Raw genomic sequence first — 16,043 nt, forward strand, 5'->3', positions numbered from 1 at the left:
CATGAACGAGGTGGGGAAGCGTGGCCTGGCCTGGATCGCCGCCCTGGCGGCGGCCGGCTTCGGAGCGGTAACCCTCCGGGCCGCGGGGGCGGTGCTGTTCGGTCCGGAGGCGGCACGCCAGGCGGCCGGGGATTACGTCCCCTTCGTGGTCTGGTTCAACTTCCTCGCCGGGTTCCTCTACCTGGCGGGGGCGGTCGCCCTGGTCCTGCGCGGAAAGTGGGCCCTGCCCCTGGCGGCGGGATTGGCCGCCGCCACCGCCCTGGTCCTTGCCGGCTTCGGAATCCACGTGGCCCTGGGAGGCGCCTACGAGGTCCGCACCGCCGCGGCCCTGGGGGTCCGGACCCTGTTCTGGGCGGCCCTGGCCGTGGTGGCGGCCCGGGTCAGTAGCTGATGACCAGGTCCGCCTCGCCGGCCTCCTCGATCATCCAGGTACCGCCCACCACCCCCGTGCACTCGGGAATCAGCTCCTCCTCGGCGATCCCCTGCGCGGCCAGAGACCCGGAGCAGACGTAGAGCTCCGCCCCCGCCTCCGCGGCATCGCGGATGAAATCGATGATGGGACGCCCGCCTTCCACGGCCACCAGCTCGTCCGCCACCCCCGGCTTGAACAGGTTCACCGCCTCCATCTGCAGGGCCATCACCGTACGGTACTCCAGGGTGGCGCCCACCGTGGCCATGTAAAAGGGGGTGGCGCAACGCTCCGGGTTCTTCGCGGGACTCGCCGTCAGGAAAAAGAAGAGGGTCTCGTCCATGGGGTCCTCCGGGGATCTAGTTACGCAGGAACAGGATCAGGAGCAGGATAAAGCCCACCACGGCGGCCATGATCCGGACGAAGGTCCACCAGTCCTCCCGGCTCCCGGAGGGGCTTTCCTCGGCCATGCGCTTCACTCCGGGACCGAGGAGGAGGACCACCGCCACCGCCAGGGCGATCACGGCCAGCTGCTGCCACATGCCCATTGGGCGCCTCGCCTTGTCGAGGATTCGGCCGGAGGGGACCGGCCATGAAAAAGGCCCCATCCGCTGGATGGGGCCCGATGCGCGCCTAATGCGTTGCCTAGCGCTCCTGGCCGGCCACGGCCGCCAGGATGTGCAGCAGGCTCAGGAACAGGTTGAAGATGGCCACGAACAGGGAGACGGTGGCCATGATGTAGTTGTCCTCGCCGCCGTGGATGATCTGGCTGGTCTCCCACAGGATCAGCCCGGACATCAGCAGGATGAAGGCCCCGGAAACCACCAGGGAGAGCACGGGCATGCTGAAGAGGGCCGCGGCCAGGCCGGCCAGGAAGGCCACCATAATGCCCACGAAGATGAAGCCGCCCAGGAAGCTGAAGTCCTTCTTGGTGGTCACGGCGTAGCCGGACAGCCCCAGGAAGATGGCGCCGGTGCCGCCGAAGGCGGTCAGCACCAGCTGGTGGCCGTTGGCGAAGGCCTGGATGTACTGGCTGAGGATCGGCCCCAGGGTCAGCCCCATGAAGCCGGTCAGCGCGAATACGGCCGCCAGGCCCCAGACGCTGTTGCGCAGGGCGTTGGTCAGGAACAGCAGGCCGAAGTACCCCACCAGGGTCAGGATCATCCCGGGGTGGGGCAGGTCCATGGCCATGGACACCCCGGCCGTGGCACCGCTGAACAGCAGCGTCATGGACAAAAGCAGGTAGGTGTTCCGGAGCACCTTGTTGGTGGCCAGGGCGCCGGCCGTCTGCTGCGCCACCGCGTACTGATTGCTTGCCATTATTGCGTTCGCCTCCGCTTACGGGATCATGGGGTTAGGATAACGTATTCGGTACCTGTCCGGGCGCGGTATGGGATTTTGCCCCGCCCGGGGCCGCCCTTCAACCCGTTCAGGAATGGGACGTTTCATGCGCAGAATAACAGACCCAGGCCCGCTCGGGGTCATCCTGTGGATCCTGACCCTTCTCCAGGCCGCACCTGCCTTCGCCAGCGATGCGGACGGGAGCGAAGGCCAGATTTTTCGACCGGACAGCGGGGACCAGGTTCCCTTCGCCGATATGATCGACGACCTGTCCCGTGCCGATGTGGTGCTTGTTGGCGAGGAGCACGACAGCCGGGCCCATCACCGGGCCCAGGAAGCCGTAATCGCCGCCCTTCTCGGTCGGGGGCCCGTGGTGGTGGGCATGGAATCCTTCCCTTCCACCCGCCAAGAGGCCCTGGATGCCTGGTGGCGGGGGGAGACGCCCTCCTTTACGGAATTCCTGCGGAAGGTGCGCTGGTTCCAGGGTTGGAGCATCGATCCGGGGCTCTACCGTGACATGCTGGAAATGGTCCGGATGCAGGGGGTGCCCCTGCGCGGCATCAACGTCCCGCGGGACTGGATCTCCCGGGTGGCCCGCGAGGGTCTGGATGCCCTGGGGGAGGACCAGCGACGCCGCATTGGCGAGGTGGCGGACCCGTCCGAGGAGTACCGGGAGGCCCTGCGCGATAGCCTGGGGGAGCACGAATCCGGGCATGGCGCCCGGGAGTTCATCGAGGCACAGACCGCCTGGGACGCCGCCATGGCCGGAGGCCTCCTCGACGGCCTGCGGGACCATCCGGAGGCGGTGGTCGTGGGGATCACCGGCAAGGGGCACCTGCAGGGGGGCTACGGCATCCCCCATCAGCTGCGGGCCCGGGAGCCCGACCTGGAGGTGCGTACGGTGGTGCCCTTCGATCCCGACGGCGAGGACCCGCCACTTAATGGTGACGCCGACTACGCCTGGCCCATGGCCCCGGACCGGGCCGAGGACCCGGTCCGCATCGGCGCCCTCCTGGATCCCGAGGCAGAAGGCGAGGGCGTTGTCGTCGAGGAGGTGCAGGAGGGCTTTCCCGCCGATAAGGCGGGTCTGCAGGCCGGCGATCGCATCCTGGCGGTGAACGGTGGGGAGGTGGACGACACCACCATGCTGATCTACGCCGTGCGCCAGCAGCAGTGGGGCGGCAGCCTGCGGCTGCGGATCCGGCGTGAGGAGGGAGAGGAGACCGTGCCCGTGCCCCTGGACCGGCCGGAGGACGGGAGCGGTGGCGGGCATGGCGACTAGGCGAAGGGGCGCGCCTCCAGGGCGCTGCGATAGACCTTGACGTACTCGCCGGCGCTGCGCTCCCACGTGAAGTCCTGCTCCATGCCCGTGTCCTGCAGGCGGCGCCACTGGGTATCGTCCTGGTAGAGCTTCAGGGCCCGGTCCACGGCGCCCCCCAAGGCGGCGGCCGTATCCCCGGCAAAGGTGATTCCCGTGGCGCTTCCCGCCGCCAGGTTTTCGGGAGTGGCGTCCACCACCGAATCCGCCAGGCCGCCCACGGCGCGCACCACGGGCACCGTACCGTAGCGCAGCGCGTAGAGCTGGTTGAGACCGCAGGGCTCGAAGCGCGAGGGCATGAGGAGCATGTCGGCCCCCGCCACAACCCGGTGGGCCAGGGCCTCGGAGAAACCGATATGGACTCCTACCTTGCCGGGGTTGTATTGGGCGAGCCGCCGCAGGGCGGTCTCGTAGTAGCGGTCGCCGGTCCCCACCACGGCGAGCCGGGCGCCCCGGGCCAGCAGGGTTCGCGCCGCTCCCAGCAGCAGGTCGATTCCCTTCTGGTCCGCGAGGCGGGAGACCACCCCGAGCAGGGGGGCCTCGGCGTCGGCATCCAGGCCCAGCTCCTCAAGGAGCGCGGCCTTGACCTCCCGCTTTCCGGCGAGGTCCTCGCTGGAGAAGTGGGCGGGGAGGTGGGGATCGGTGGCGGGATCCCAGGCGCGGTGGTCGATGCCGTTGAGGATACCGGTGAGATCCGCCGCGCGGCGGCGGAACAGGCCGTCCAGTCCCCAGCCGTGCTCGGCGGTCTGGATCTCCCGGGCGTAGGAGGGGGAGACGGTGGTCAGCCGGTCCGCGAACGCGGCCCCGCCCTTCATGAAGGACAGGTGGCCGTGGAACTCCAGGGCCTCCGGGTGCCAGAGCCAGGGGGGGAGGCTGAGCCCCTGGAAGGTGGCGTGGGGGAACAGGCCCTGGTAGGCGAGGTTGTGGACGGTGAAAACGGTGGCGGCGGGGACGCGCTCCAAGAGCGTGCGCACGGGCACCATGCCCGTCTGCCAGTCGTTGCAGTGCACCACCTCGGGCCGCCAGTCCAAGCCCGCCCGGTCCGTGGCGATGGCCGCCGTGGCGCGAGCGAGCCGGTAAAAGCGTTCGGCGTTGTCGGCATGGGGCTCGCCATCCGGGGCCAGATAGGGGTTGCCCGGGCGGTCGCTGAACCCGGAGGCATCCAGCATCCAGACCGGCACCCCGCTGTCGGGCAGGCGGGCGGTCCGCAGGCGGGTCTTCGGGCCCTCTGGCAATCCGCTCCAGCCCTCCGCCACCGGCAGATCTCCGGCCCGGCGCAGGGCGTCGGCGTAGCCGGGCATCAGGATCCGGACGTCGTGGCCGAGCTCGTGCAAGGCATGGGGGAGGCTGGCGGACACATCCGCCAGGCCCCCGGTCTTGACGAAGGGGTGCACCTCGCTGCTGACGAAAAGGATCCTGAGCATTGGGTCCGCTACGCCTTCGCCGGCCTAGTCCAGATCCGCGGGGCGCAGGAGCACCGCGCCGAGCGGGGGCAGGGTCAGCGTCAGAGAGCAGGGCCGGCCCATCCAGGGCTCCTCCACCGCGGTCACCGCCCCGCCGTTGCCCACGTCCGATCCGCCGTAGAAGGCGGAATCGGAGCTCAGCAGCTCCCGATAGGGTCCGCCGCGGGGCACCCCCAGCCGGAAGCCTTCCCGCGGCACCGGGGTGAAGTTGAAGGCCCCCACCACCAGGCGATCGCCGTCCCGGCGCAGGAAGGACAGGGTGGACTGGTCCGCGTCGTGGCAGTCGATCCACTCGAAGCCTTGTTCCTGGAAGTCCTGGCGATGCAGGGCCGGCTCCTCCCGGTGGAGGCGGTTGAGGTCGGCGACCAGCGTCCGCAGCCCCTCGTGATAGCCGTACTGCAGGACCTGCCAGCTGAGCGCCCGCTCCTCGCTCCACTCCTCCCACTGCCCGATCTCGTTGCCCATAAACAGGAGCTTCTTCCCCGGATAGGCGTACATGTAGGCGTACAGGAGGCGCAGGTTGGCGAACTTCTGCCACTCGTCGCCGGGCATCTTGGCCACCATGGCGCCCTTGCCGTGCACCACCTCGTCGTGGCTGAAGGGCAGCACGAAGTTCTCCGTGAAAGCGTAGACCAGGCCGAAGGTGAGGTGGTCGTGGTGGTAGTGGCGGAAGATGGGGTCCAGGGCCATGTACTCCAGGGTGTCGTGCATCCAGCCCATGTTCCACTTCATGGAGAAGCCCAGGCCGCCCACATAGGGCGGGCGGGTCACCTGCGGCCAGGAGGTGGACTCCTCGGCGATCACCAGGGCCCCGGGATGGCGCTCGTGGAGGACCCGGTTGACCTCCCGCAGGAAGTCGATGGCCTCCAGGTTCTCGCGCCCGCCGTAGATGTTGGGCACCCAGTCGTCGGCCCCGCGGGAGTAGTCGAGGTAGAGCATGGAGGCTACGGCGTCCACCCGCAGGCCGTCCACGTGGTATTCCTCCAGCCAGAAGAGGGCGGAGGAAAGGAGAAAGTTGCGCACCTCGGGACGGCCGTAATTGAAGATCAGGGTCCCCCAGTCCCGGTGCTCCCCCCGGCGGGGATCCTCGTGCTCGTACAGGGCCGTGCCGTCGAAGCGGGCCAGGGCGTGGGCATCCCGGGGGAAATGGCCCGGTACCCAGTCCAGGAGCACGCCGATGCCGTGGCGGTGGCAGTAATCCACGAAATAGCGGAAGCCGTCGGGGTCGCCGAACCGGCTGGTGGGGGCGTAGAAGCCCGTGGCCTGGTAGCCCCAGGAGGCGTCCAGGGGGTGCTCGGCCACGGGCATCAGCTCCACGTGGGTGAAGCCGGTTTGGAGGACGTAATCCACCAGGCGGTGGGCCAGCTCGCGGTAGTCCAGGAAGGAGCCGTCGGGGCCGCGCTCCCAGGAGCCCAGGTGCACTTCGTAAACGGCCAGGGGCGCCTGCAGCCAGTCCCGCTCGGCGCGGCCCCGCATCCAATCCGCATCCCCCCACGTGTGCTCGGACGGGGGCTCGACGACCCCGGCGGTGCCGGGCCGGAGCTCGAAGCGCCGGCCGTAGGGGTCGGACTTGAGCAGGACCTCACCGGTGGGTCGGCTACGGATCTCGAACTTGTACAAGGCCCCGGGCTGCAGGCCAGGAAGGAACAGCTCCCACACGCCGCTCTCCCCCCGGGCCCGCATGGGATGGCGCCGGCCGTCCCACTGGTTGAAATCCCCCACCACGCTCACCCGCTCCGCATTGGGCGCCCACACGGCGAAGAGCACGCCCGCCACCCCGTCCACTTCGCGAACGTGGGCCCCCAGAAAGTTGTGGGCATGCCAGTGGCGGCCCTCGGCGAACAGGTGCAGGTCGAAATCGGCGAGCTGGGGGCCGAAGGTGTAGGGGTCCAACGTGGTGTGCTCCGCTCCCTGCTCATCGGTCCAGCGGTAGCGGATCGGGTCGGGGAGGTCGGCAGGGACCCCGCGCCACTCGAAAAGGTCCGTGCCCGGGATCCGGGCGAGCTCCTCGCCGCGGTCCTCCAGGACCACCTGCCGCGCCCTGGGCAGAAGGGCCCGGAGCACCGCCTCCGGGCCTTCCCGGTGGCGGCCGAGAACGGCGAAGGGGTCCGGATGGCGGGCCTCCATGAGGGCTTGGAAGGCGGGATCGAGGGTGGAGGAATCCTGGGGCATGGCCGACCTGTCAGCGGGTTGCGGAGGGGGTGGCCGCGAGGGGCCTTGGACGCCCGGCGCGGACAATGGTTAAGTGGGGTTTACAGGCCCACTGTAACGCACCATTTGGCCGCCTGGGCCAGGGACCGCCCGCGGGAGCACCATGAACGATCACCAGCGCGCCTTCGATCCGATCCGCGAAACCCCCGAAAATCCCCGGTTCGTCAGCCGGCTCACCAAGGAGACCCTGGCCCTGATCCTGGCCGGGGGTCGCGGATCCCGGCTGGGCCGGCTCACCCTGTGGCGGGCCAAGCCGGCCACGCCCTTCGGCGGGAAGTTCCGCATCATTGACTTCCCCCTGTCCAACTGCATGAACTCGGGGATCCGGCGCGTGGGCGTGCTCACCCAGTACAAGGCGCATTCGCTGATCCGTCACGTGCAGAAGGGCTGGAACTTTCTCCGGGGGGAGTTCAACGAGTTCGTCGAGCTGCTCCCTGCACAGCAACGGATCACCACTTCTTGGTACCAGGGAACCGCCGACGCCGTCTATCAGAATCTGGACATCATCCGCGGACACAATCCGGAGTTTGTCCTGATCCTTGCGGGGGACCACATCTACAAGATGGACTACGGCGCCATGATCGCCCGGCACGTGGAGAGCGGGGCGGATATGACCGTGGCCTGCATCGAGGTGCCGCGGGAGACCGCCAAGGCCTACGGGGTCATGACCACCGATGAGGCGGGTCGGGTGGTTCGGTTCACCGAAAAGCCGGAAGACCCGGATCCGGTTCCGGGCCGCGAGGACGTGGCCCTGGCCTCCATGGGGGTCTACGTCTTCAACACCCAGTTCCTGTACGAGCAATTGATCCGCGACGCCGACGATACCTACTCGGCCCACGATTTCGGCAAGGACATCATCCCGCAGGTCATCGAGACCCGCCAGGTGATGGCCTATCCCTTCCGCGACCCCGAAACCGGGGGGCAGGCCTATTGGCGGGACGTGGGCACCATCGACGCCTTCTGGTCCGCCAACCTGGAGCTCATCGGCGTCACCCCGGAGCTGAACCTCTACGATCAGGACTGGCCCATCTGGACCTATCAGGAGCAGCTGCCGCCGGCCAAGTTCATATTCGACGACGAGGACCGCCGCGGCATGGCCGTGGACTCCATGGTCTCGGGCGGCTGCATCATCTCCGGGGGCGTGGTCCGGCATTCCCTCCTGTTCTCCAACGTGTACGTGCACGCCCGGGCCTACGTGAAGGATTCCGTGATCCTTCCGGACGTGGAGGTGGGCGCGGGGGCCGTGGTGAAGCGGGCGGTGGTGGACCGTGGCTGCCGCATTCCGGAGGGAATGGTCATCGGCGAGGTTCCGGAGGCCGATGCCGAGCGCTTCGATGTGAGCCCTGGTGGCGTGGTCCTGGTCACGCCGGAAATGCTGGGGATGGAACTGCATCATGTCCGGTGAGCGGCCCCTGAAGGTGGTCCTGTGCTGGCACATGCACCAGCCGCAGTACCTGGACCCCGAGTCGGGGAGCTACCAGCTCCCCTGGACCTATTTGCACGCCATCAAGGACTACGTAGACATGGCCGCCCACCTCGAGGCGGTTCCCCGGGCCCGGGCGGTGGTCAATTTCGCCCCCGTGCTCCTGGAGCAGCTGGCGGACTACGCCGGCCAGATCGAGGCCCACCTCCGGCAAGGGGCGCCCATCCACGATCCGCTACTGGCGGCGCTGGACAGCCCGGTGCCGCCGGCGGGGAGCGAGGAGCGCCTCGCCCTGATCCGGGACTGCACCCGGGCCAACCGGGAGAACCTGGTTGAGCGCTTTCCGGCCTTCCGGCGTCTGGTGGACATGGCCGAATGGCTGGAGGAGGATCCCGAGGCCCTGCTGTACATCGACGACCAGTTCGTCGCCGATCTGCTGACCTGGTACCACTTGGCGTGGATGGGGGAGACGGTCCGCCGCGAGGACCCCCGCATCCGTGGGCTGCAGGAAAAGGCCGCGGGGTTCACCGTGGAGGACCGCCGGCACTTGCTGTCCATCATCGGCGAGCTGATCGAGTCGGTCCCGGAGCGTTACGGGCGCCTGGCCAAGAAGGGGCAGGTGGAGCTTTCCGTGACCCCCTATGCCCACCCCATCGTCCCCCTGCTCCTCGACTTTCAGTCCGCCCGGGAGGCCCTGCCCGACAGCCCGCTGCCCGCCAAGGACGGCTATCCCGGCGGCACGGAGCGGGCCCGGTGGCACCTCCGCGAGGGGATCGAGACCTTCCGCCGGCATTTCGGGCTGGCCCCCGAAGGCTGCTGGCCCTCGGAGGGGGCGGTTTGTACCGGCACCCTGCGGCTGCTGGGCGAGCTCGGCTTCGCCTGGGCGGCCACGGGGGAGGGGGTGCTCGGTCACAGCCTGGGGGAGGACTACGGGAAGTACGGCGCCGACCCCTCCAACAACCTCTGCTACCCCTATCGCATCCAGCAGTCCCAAACGGCCTGCTTCTTCCGCGACGACGAACTGTCCGACCTGATCGGCTTCCAGTACTCGGATTGGCACGCCGATGACGCCGTGGAGGACCTCATCGGCCGTTTGGAGAGGATCGCCGAGGCCACGGCGGACCATCCCGAGCCCCTGGTCCCCATCATCCTGGACGGGGAGAACGCCTGGGAGCATTACCCGGAGAACGGCTACTACTTCCTGTCCGGGCTCTATAACCGTTTGGCGGAGCACCCCGGCATCGACCTCACCACCTTCGGCGAGGCACTGGCTCAGGGGGTGGCCGCGAACCGGCTGGACCGGCTGGTGGCCGGAAGCTGGGTCTACGGAACGCTGTCCACCTGGATCGGCGACAAGGACAAGAACCGGGGCTGGGAGATGCTGGTGGAGGCCAAGGAGGCCTACGACCGCTGCGTAAGGGAGGGCCGGCTGGAAGGAGAGGCCCTGCGGGAGGCCACCCACCAGCTCGCCACCTGCGAGGGATCCGACTGGTTCTGGTGGTTCGGGGACTACAACCCGGAGGAGGTGGTGCGGGATTTCGAGCGCCTGTTCCGGCTGCACCTGAGCCGCCTCTATCGCAGGCTGGGGGAGACGCCCCCCGAGTACCTGGCGCACGCCTTCGCCCACGGCAGCGGGACCCCCGCCCACGGAGGGGTCATGCGCCCGGGACGCGCCGCCGATTAGCATCCGGAAGGAGCCCCCATGGCATCCCTGAGCGGACCCGGAGCCCGCCGGCGCAGCGGCGTCCTTCTCCACCCCACCTCCCTGCCCGGAGGGGCCGGTAACGGCGACCTCGGCACCGAGGCCTACCGCTTCGTCGATTTCCTGGCCGAGGCGGGCTTCTCCCTCTGGCAGACCCTGCCGCTGGGCCCCACCCACGAGGACGGCTCTCCCTACCAGTGCCTGTCCGCCCACGCCGGTAACCCCCTGCTGGTGGCCCTGGAGCCGCTCCGCGATCTGGGCTGGCTGGAGGAGGTTCCGGAGCCACCCGCCGGGGCCGATCCGTCCGCCTATCGCTGGGAGGCCTTGCAGCGGGCCCACGCCGGCTACGAGGAGGGGGCGCAAGCCGAGGAGCGGGAGGCCCTGGCGGCATTCTGCCGGGAGCAGGCCCACTGGCTGGAGGATTTCGCCTTGTTCATGGCCCTGCGCGCGGACAGCGCGCGTCCCTGGTGGGAATGGCCCCGGCCGCTGCGGGAACGGGAGGAGGCGGCCCTCGTCAAGGTGCGGAGGGAGCGGGCCGGGGAGATCGCCTTCCACCGGTTCGTGCAATGGCGCTTCTTCGAGCAGTGGCGGTCCCTGAAGGGATACGCCAACGGGCGGGGGATCGCCCTGTTCGGCGACCTGCCCATCTTCGTGGCCCACGATAGCGCCGAGGTGTGGGCGCACCGGGAGTACTTCGACCTGGACGCCGAGGGTCGGACGGCCACGGTGGCCGGGGTCCCCCCGGACTACTTCTCCGAGACCGGGCAGTACTGGGGCAACCCCCATTACCGCTGGGACCGTCTGGCGGCGGACGGCTACGGCTGGTGGATCGAGCGGATGCGCACCCAGCTGGAGCTGTTCGACTGGGTGCGCGTCGACCATTTCCGGGGCTTTTCGGCCTTTTGGGAGATCCCGGAAGGGCAGGCGGCCACGGAGGGCCGTTGGGTGGCCGGTCCGGGGGAGGCGCTGTTCCGGGCCTTGCAAAAGGCCCTGGGAGACCTGCCGCTGGTGGCCGAGGACCTAGGAGTGATCACCGAGGAGGTCGAGGCGCTTCGGACGGACTTCGCCTTGCCCGGGATGAAGATCCTGCAGTTCGCCTTCGGCGGGGGGGCGGACAATCCCTACCTGCCGCACCATCACCGGCCCGATTTCGTGGTCTACACCGGGACCCACGACAACAACACCACCCTGGGGTGGTGGGAGGAGGACATCCCCGAGGAGGTCCGGGAGGAGGTGCGGGAGTACCTGGGCCACCCCGGGGAGCCCGTACCCTGGCCGTTGACCCGGGCCGCTCTGGCCTCCGTGGCCCGTACCGCCGTCCTGCCCATGCAGGACCTGTTGGCCTTGGATGGCCGGCACCGCATGAATCGCCCCGCCACCGTGGAAGGGAACTGGCAATGGCGGTTCCGGTGGGACTGGCTCCCAGCGGGACTCGCCGACCGGCTGCGCGATCTGAACGCCCTGTACGACCGGCTATAACGGACTTTCCCCGGAATGGGTATTGACAAATCGGGAATGTCGCTTAAAAGTGACAGCAACGGGCCCCGGCCTCCCCAACTCCCCCAGCAGGGACGCATGCAGAAAAAGGGGTGGGGAGGCCGCCTTTGACAGGGCGCAATCCCGTTCTTACAGCCAGCGCATGCGCCCGGTCTCGTGGAGGTGGGCGAGGCCGGGGTGGTAGGGGTACATGCGCAGCTTGTAGTACTGGAGCCCGGGGAGGGTGGGCTCCAGGTCCAGATGGAACCGGGTTTCCCCCTCCGGTCCCGGCTCCTCCAGGGGCACCAGCCCGTGGCGCTCGCGGGCGTCGAACCCACCCAGGTCGTCGGCCCGCCCCACCAGGCATTCCACCCGCACGTCCTCCGGGGACAGCCCGTTCAGCCGCACCGCGACGGTGATGGGCAGGCTGTCCCCGCTCGTCAGCTCCTCCCGGACCTCGTCCAGGCGTTCCATGCGCACCTGATCCCAGGCCCGGTCGACCCGGCGCTTCCAGCGGGCCAGATCCTGGGCCGGCTCGCCACCGTCCCGCGCCAGCCGCCGCTGCTGCCGGCTCGCCGGCCCGTAGAAGTCCCGCACATAGTCCATGAGCATGCGCTGAGCGTTGAAGCGAGGGATCTGGGACTTGATGGCGTTCTTGGACATCCGGACCCATTCCTCGCTGTACCCGTGGCCATTGCGCCGGTAGTACTTGGGGACCACCTGGTCCTCCAGGAGCTCCAACAGCTCCTTGGCCTCCTCCCGGTTGCGATAATCGCTGCTCATGTCCGGATCGTGGGGGGTGATGGCCCAGCCGTTGTCGCCGTTGTAGCCCTCGCCCCACCAGCCGTCGAGCACCGACAGGTTGAGGCCGCCGTTGATGCCGGCCTTCTGGCCGGAGGTGCCGCTGGCCTCCTTGGGGTACTCCGGAGTGTTGAGCCAGACGTCCACGCCGGTTACCAGCTTGCGCGCCAGGGCCATATCGTAGCCCTCCAGGAGCACCACCTTGCCCTCGAATTCGGGCCGGCGGGAGAACTCGTGGATGACCCGGAGGAGGTGCTGGCCGGGCTGGTCATTGGGGTGGGCCTTGCCGGCGAACAGGAACAGCACGGGCCGGCGGGCATCGTTGACCAGCCGGGCGAGGCGGTCGGGGTCGGTGAACAGCAGGGTGGCCCGCTTGTAGGTGGCGAAGCGCCGGGCGAATCCGATGGTGAGCACATCGGTACGGTCCGGGTGGAGCTGCTCCGTGAGCCGCTCGATCTGGGCCTGGGTGGCGCCGTTGCGGCGGTGCTGGTGGATCAGGCGCTGGCGGGCCTCGGCGAACAGTTCGGCCTTCAGGGATTGGCGCACGCTCCAAAAGCTGTGGTCCTGGATGCGGTCGATGCCCTCCCAGAACCCCTCGTTGAGCAGCTCGCTCCGCCATTGCCCGCCGAAGTGGAGATCGAAGAAGCTGACCCACTCGCGGGCCAGGAAGGTGGGGACGTGAACCCCGTTGGTGACGTGCCCGATGGGATTCTCCTCCCGGGGCACCTCCGGCCAGATGTAGCCCTCCATCTCGGAGGCCACCCGGCCGTGGATGCGGCTGACCCCGTTTTGGTACCGGGAGGTGCGCATGGCCAGGGCGGTCATGTTGAAGCCGCCGTCCTGCGAGGCATCCCGACCCAGTGCCAGGAGCCATTCCAGCCCCGTTCCCAGCTCCTCCTCGGCGTAGGCGCCGAAATAGCTGCCCAGAAGCTCCGGGGCGAAGATGTCGTGGCCGGCGGAGACCGGGGTGTGGGTAGTGAACACGGTGGCGTTGGCCGTTCGCTCGAGGGCGGTGTCCAGGTCCTGCCCCTGGGCGACGTACTCGCGGCAGCGCTCCAGGGCCTGGAAGGCCGCGTGCCCCTCGTTGACGTGCCACACCGTTGGGTGCACGCCCAGGGCCCGCAGGGCGCGTACTCCCCCGATGCCCAGCACGATCTCCTGCTGGATCCGCACCGTGGCGTCGCCGCCGTACAGCTGATAGGTGATGGCCCGGTCCTCCTCGGCATTGTCCGGGAGGTCCGTATCCAGGAGGTAGACCGTTACATGGCCGAGACGGGCCCGCCAGACCCGCACCCACGCCTCGCGGCCGGGGAGGGGGACCCGCACCCGGACCTCCCCGCCGTCCGCGTCCCGCACCGGCTCGATGGGAAGGTCGTCGAAGTCGGTGGGGTTATAGTGGGCCACCTGGTTGCCTTCGGCATCCACGGTCTGCACGAAGTAGCCCTGGCGGTAGAGGATACCCACCGCCACCATGGGCAGGTGCATGTCGCTGGCCGCCTTGACCAGGTCACCGGCCAGGATGCCCAGACCCCCGGAGTACAGGGGCAGGCTCTCGTGGAAGCCGAACTCGGCGCAGAAGTAGGCCACCAGGTCCCGGTCCCGGTTCAGGTGCTCCTGGAGCTCGGGACGCATGGGCTCCTTGTAGTAGCTGTCGAAGCTGGAGAGGACCCGGTTGTACTCCTCCAGGAAGACCCGGTCGCGCGCCGCCTGTTCCAGGCGGTTCTGGCTGACCCGGCGCAGGAACACCTTGGGATTGTGGCTGCACTCCTCCCAGAGCCGGTGGTCGAGCTGATAGAAGAGGCCCCGGATGCGGCGGTCCCAGGTGTACTTCAGGTCGTTGGCCAGCTCCCCAAGGCGGTGGAGGGTTTCGGGGAGGCGCGGCTGGACTTCGAGACGGTAGCGGGTTCCTGGCATGGATCGGGATACCTGAGGGGAAAAGGAGTACTTGGGTCTTCCTGGGAAAGGAGTATATGGGCGCAAAGGGCGAGGCAAATACGGATGGACCCTTAGAGGCCCGGCTCGGTCCCCCCTAGGAGCCGCCGCTCCCCTCCAGGGCCCGGCTCAGGGGCCGGGCGGGGGCGGGCCAGCGTCCCTTGGCCACATTGCGGCCATTGCGGAAGGCCAGCCACCCGTAGCTGCCGTAATGGGTCAGTGCCCGGGCCAGGCCCTCCAGATCCCCCGGGGAGTCGGCGGCGATCAGCAGGGTGGGGGAGGCCTGGGGACCCGCCCGACCCACCAGCACCCGCGTGGAGGCCTCCTCGGGGAAATCGGGGAGGGGCCGGCGCCCGTCCACCTCTTCCCACGCCGCGGCCAGTTCGTTGGGGGAAACCACCCGGATGGAGGCTTCTTCCCTCTCCCCATCCTCCACCCGGGAGTCCTCCGGCCACAAGGCGCCAGCCAGGGCTCCCAGGGCGGCCTCCCATTCCGTGTCTTTGTGCTCCGCCGGCAGGCGGAGCCCACCGCCTCTGGCGGCCATAACGGCGGACAGCCTCGGCGGAACCTCCGACGGAGCCAGATGCCGGAAGACCCGATACTCGGGGTCCACGGCTACCCGGGTGGCGGCGGGGCCGTCGAGGGTCCAGCGGAAGGTCTGCTCCGCGCGGGTCAGGGAGACGGTCTCCTTGCGGACGGTTCCGTCGGCCCGATGGATATGCACGGGGAGGCGCAGCGGATAGGCCGGCTCCTCCTGGGCCAGGGTCAGCTCCAGGGCTCTACCACCGGAGCGGAGGTTCGCGATGCGCAGCCGCGGGGCCCCGGGGCGGTCGAGCCAGGCCTGGAAGACGGGATCCAGATTCTGCTCGGCAGCCTGCTCGAAGGCGCGCTGGAGGTCCCCCCAAGAGGCCTGTTGGTACTTGTTCCTTTCGTAGAAGCGGCGTAGGGCGGCCTGGAAGGCTTCGTTGCCAAGTCGGTCGCGCAGCATGATCCAGAGGAAGGCGGCCTTGTTGTAGCCCCGGGTACGGGAAGCCTGGTCCACCCGCGCCTGAAAGTGGCGCAGGGCCGGTGCGGGCTCATCGCGGTGGTAGCTGGCAAAGTCCTGCAGCCAGCGGAGCCGAATCTCCCGGGCCGCCTCCTCGGAGCCCCGGGCCCGCAGGCGGTAATCGGCCCCATAGGTGGTCAGCCCTTCGGCCCAGTTGCCGCTATCGGGCTCCACGTAGACGCCGTTGCCCCACCAGCTGTGCAGGATCTCATGGGGCAGGGACTGCTCGCGGATGAATCCCATGGGCAGGATCCGGCGCCCCAGGTAGGCAATGCCCGGGAAGCCGAACCCGGCGGGCCATGGACTGCTGACCACCGTGAACCCGCTGTGGGGATACGGCCCGTAGCGCTCCTGAAAGCGTTGGAGGTGGTCGGCGGTGTCTTCCAGGAATGGGGCGGTGAGGTCCTCCAAACCGGACGGGAAGGAGGTGGCCACCGGGATCCCTTCCTCGGTGGTGTCGAACCGGATCCGGTGCGGCCCCCCCACTAGCACAGCCCTCTCGGTGGGCTGGGCCATCCGGAAGCGAACGGTGCGGGTATCTCCTTCCGTCTCCTCTTCGGTTCGGCGTCCCGGGGCCGTGAGCCGGTGTTCCCGGGGGACGGTGACGGTGAGGCGGTAGGTGTGAAGATGGTTCCCGGTGCGGGGATACCAGAAGCCCCCTGCCAGGTAGATACCCTCCCGGGTGACGCGGGGGCCGAAGCTCGGGTCCTGGTCGCCGTCCTCAGGATGGGCCTCCTCGGGCGGGGCCCCTGAGTAGCGGACCTCTACCTCATGGCGGCCCGGCTCCAGGGGCCGGTTGCTTTGCCAACGGCCGGAATCCCCCTTCATTCGGGAACCCTGGTGAGGCGAGCCGTTCACCTTCACGGACTCTACTTTCAGCTTCGGATGGAGGCGGAAGGCGAGGGGGCCGCTCCCGGACCAC

Annotated in this window: 12 protein-coding genes; 5 read left to right on the plus strand and 7 right to left on the minus strand. The window is 68.9% G+C overall.

Annotated elements, in window-relative coordinates; genetic code table 11:
• Position 1: 1 nt before the first annotated feature.
• On the plus strand, positions 2 to 391 hold the full coding sequence (locus ACLFRB_RS01470; RefSeq protein WP_411067223.1) for a hypothetical protein: 390 nt from the start codon (positions 2 to 4) through the stop codon (positions 389 to 391).
• Here the strand turns inward: ACLFRB_RS01470 and ACLFRB_RS01475 are convergent.
• The 3 genes from ACLFRB_RS01475 to ACLFRB_RS01485 form a co-directional block, all read right to left on the minus strand.
• Positions 381 to 752 (minus strand): DsrE family protein, encoded by a 372-nt coding sequence (locus ACLFRB_RS01475; protein WP_411067224.1) that lies wholly within the window; start codon positions 750 to 752, stop codon positions 381 to 383. The genes ACLFRB_RS01470 and ACLFRB_RS01475 overlap by 11 nt on opposite strands.
• A 16-nt stretch (positions 753 to 768) precedes the next feature.
• On the minus strand, positions 769 to 957 hold the full coding sequence (locus tag ACLFRB_RS01480) for a hypothetical protein (protein WP_411067225.1): 189 nt from the start codon (positions 955 to 957) through the stop codon (positions 769 to 771).
• A 97-nt stretch (positions 958 to 1,054) separates the two neighbouring features.
• Positions 1,055 to 1,729 (minus strand): Bax inhibitor-1/YccA family protein, encoded by a 675-nt coding sequence (locus ACLFRB_RS01485; RefSeq protein WP_411067226.1) that lies wholly within the window; start codon positions 1,727 to 1,729, stop codon positions 1,055 to 1,057.
• 127 nt (positions 1,730 to 1,856) lie between these two features.
• Between ACLFRB_RS01485 and ACLFRB_RS01490 the strand changes: the two genes are divergently transcribed.
• The gene (locus ACLFRB_RS01490; RefSeq protein WP_411067227.1) at positions 1,857 to 3,032 is read left to right on the plus strand and encodes a ChaN family lipoprotein; all 1,176 of its coding nucleotides are present in this window, start codon (positions 1,857 to 1,859) and stop codon (positions 3,030 to 3,032) included.
• On the opposite strand, the gene glgA is transcribed toward ACLFRB_RS01490, so the two are convergent.
• Positions 3,029 to 4,492, minus strand: coding sequence for a glycogen synthase GlgA (gene glgA / locus ACLFRB_RS01495; protein WP_411067228.1), 1,464 nt, complete (start codon positions 4,490 to 4,492; stop codon positions 3,029 to 3,031). The genes ACLFRB_RS01490 and glgA overlap by 4 nt on opposite strands.
• Positions 4,493 to 4,516: 24 nt before the next feature.
• Entirely contained in the window at positions 4,517 to 6,703 is a 2,187-nt protein-coding gene (glgB, locus tag ACLFRB_RS01500; protein WP_411067229.1) for a 1,4-alpha-glucan branching protein GlgB, read from the minus strand.
• A gap of 142 nt (positions 6,704 to 6,845) precedes the next feature.
• On the opposite strand from glgB, the gene glgC reads away from it, so the two are divergent.
• Genes glgC through malQ form a run of 3 tightly spaced genes read left to right on the plus strand, consistent with a single transcriptional unit; the run spans position 6,846 to position 11,346 of the window.
• Positions 6,846 to 8,147, plus strand: coding sequence for a glucose-1-phosphate adenylyltransferase (glgC, locus tag ACLFRB_RS01505; RefSeq protein ID WP_411067230.1), 1,302 nt, complete (start codon positions 6,846 to 6,848; stop codon positions 8,145 to 8,147).
• Positions 8,137 to 9,849: a glycoside hydrolase gene (locus tag ACLFRB_RS01510; RefSeq protein ID WP_411067231.1), complete on the plus strand. Its 1,713-nt coding sequence runs from the start codon at positions 8,137 to 8,139 to the stop codon at positions 9,847 to 9,849. The genes glgC and ACLFRB_RS01510 overlap by 11 nt, the downstream gene beginning before the upstream one ends.
• Before the next feature lie 18 nt (positions 9,850 to 9,867).
• Entirely contained in the window at positions 9,868 to 11,346 is a 1,479-nt protein-coding gene (malQ, locus tag ACLFRB_RS01515) for a 4-alpha-glucanotransferase (RefSeq protein ID WP_411067232.1), read from the plus strand.
• A gap of 147 nt (positions 11,347 to 11,493) precedes the next feature.
• On the opposite strand, the gene glgP is transcribed toward malQ, so the two are convergent.
• Together glgP and ACLFRB_RS01525 are read right to left on the minus strand one after the other, a co-directional pair.
• Positions 11,494 to 14,058 carry an alpha-glucan family phosphorylase gene (glgP, locus tag ACLFRB_RS01520; protein ID WP_411067233.1) on the minus strand — a complete coding sequence of 855 codons (2,565 nt, stop codon included), beginning with the start codon at positions 14,056 to 14,058 and terminating at the stop codon, positions 11,494 to 11,496.
• 115 nt (positions 14,059 to 14,173) lie between these two features.
• Positions 14,174 to 15,949, minus strand: coding sequence for a M1 family metallopeptidase (locus ACLFRB_RS01525; protein WP_411067234.1), 1,776 nt, complete (start codon positions 15,947 to 15,949; stop codon positions 14,174 to 14,176).
• Positions 15,950 to 16,043: the final 94 nt, after the last annotated feature.

The sequence above is a fragment of the Thiohalorhabdus sp. genome, assembly GCF_046545655.1.
Taxonomy (GTDB): domain Bacteria; phylum Pseudomonadota; class Gammaproteobacteria; order Thiohalorhabdales; family Thiohalorhabdaceae; genus Thiohalorhabdus.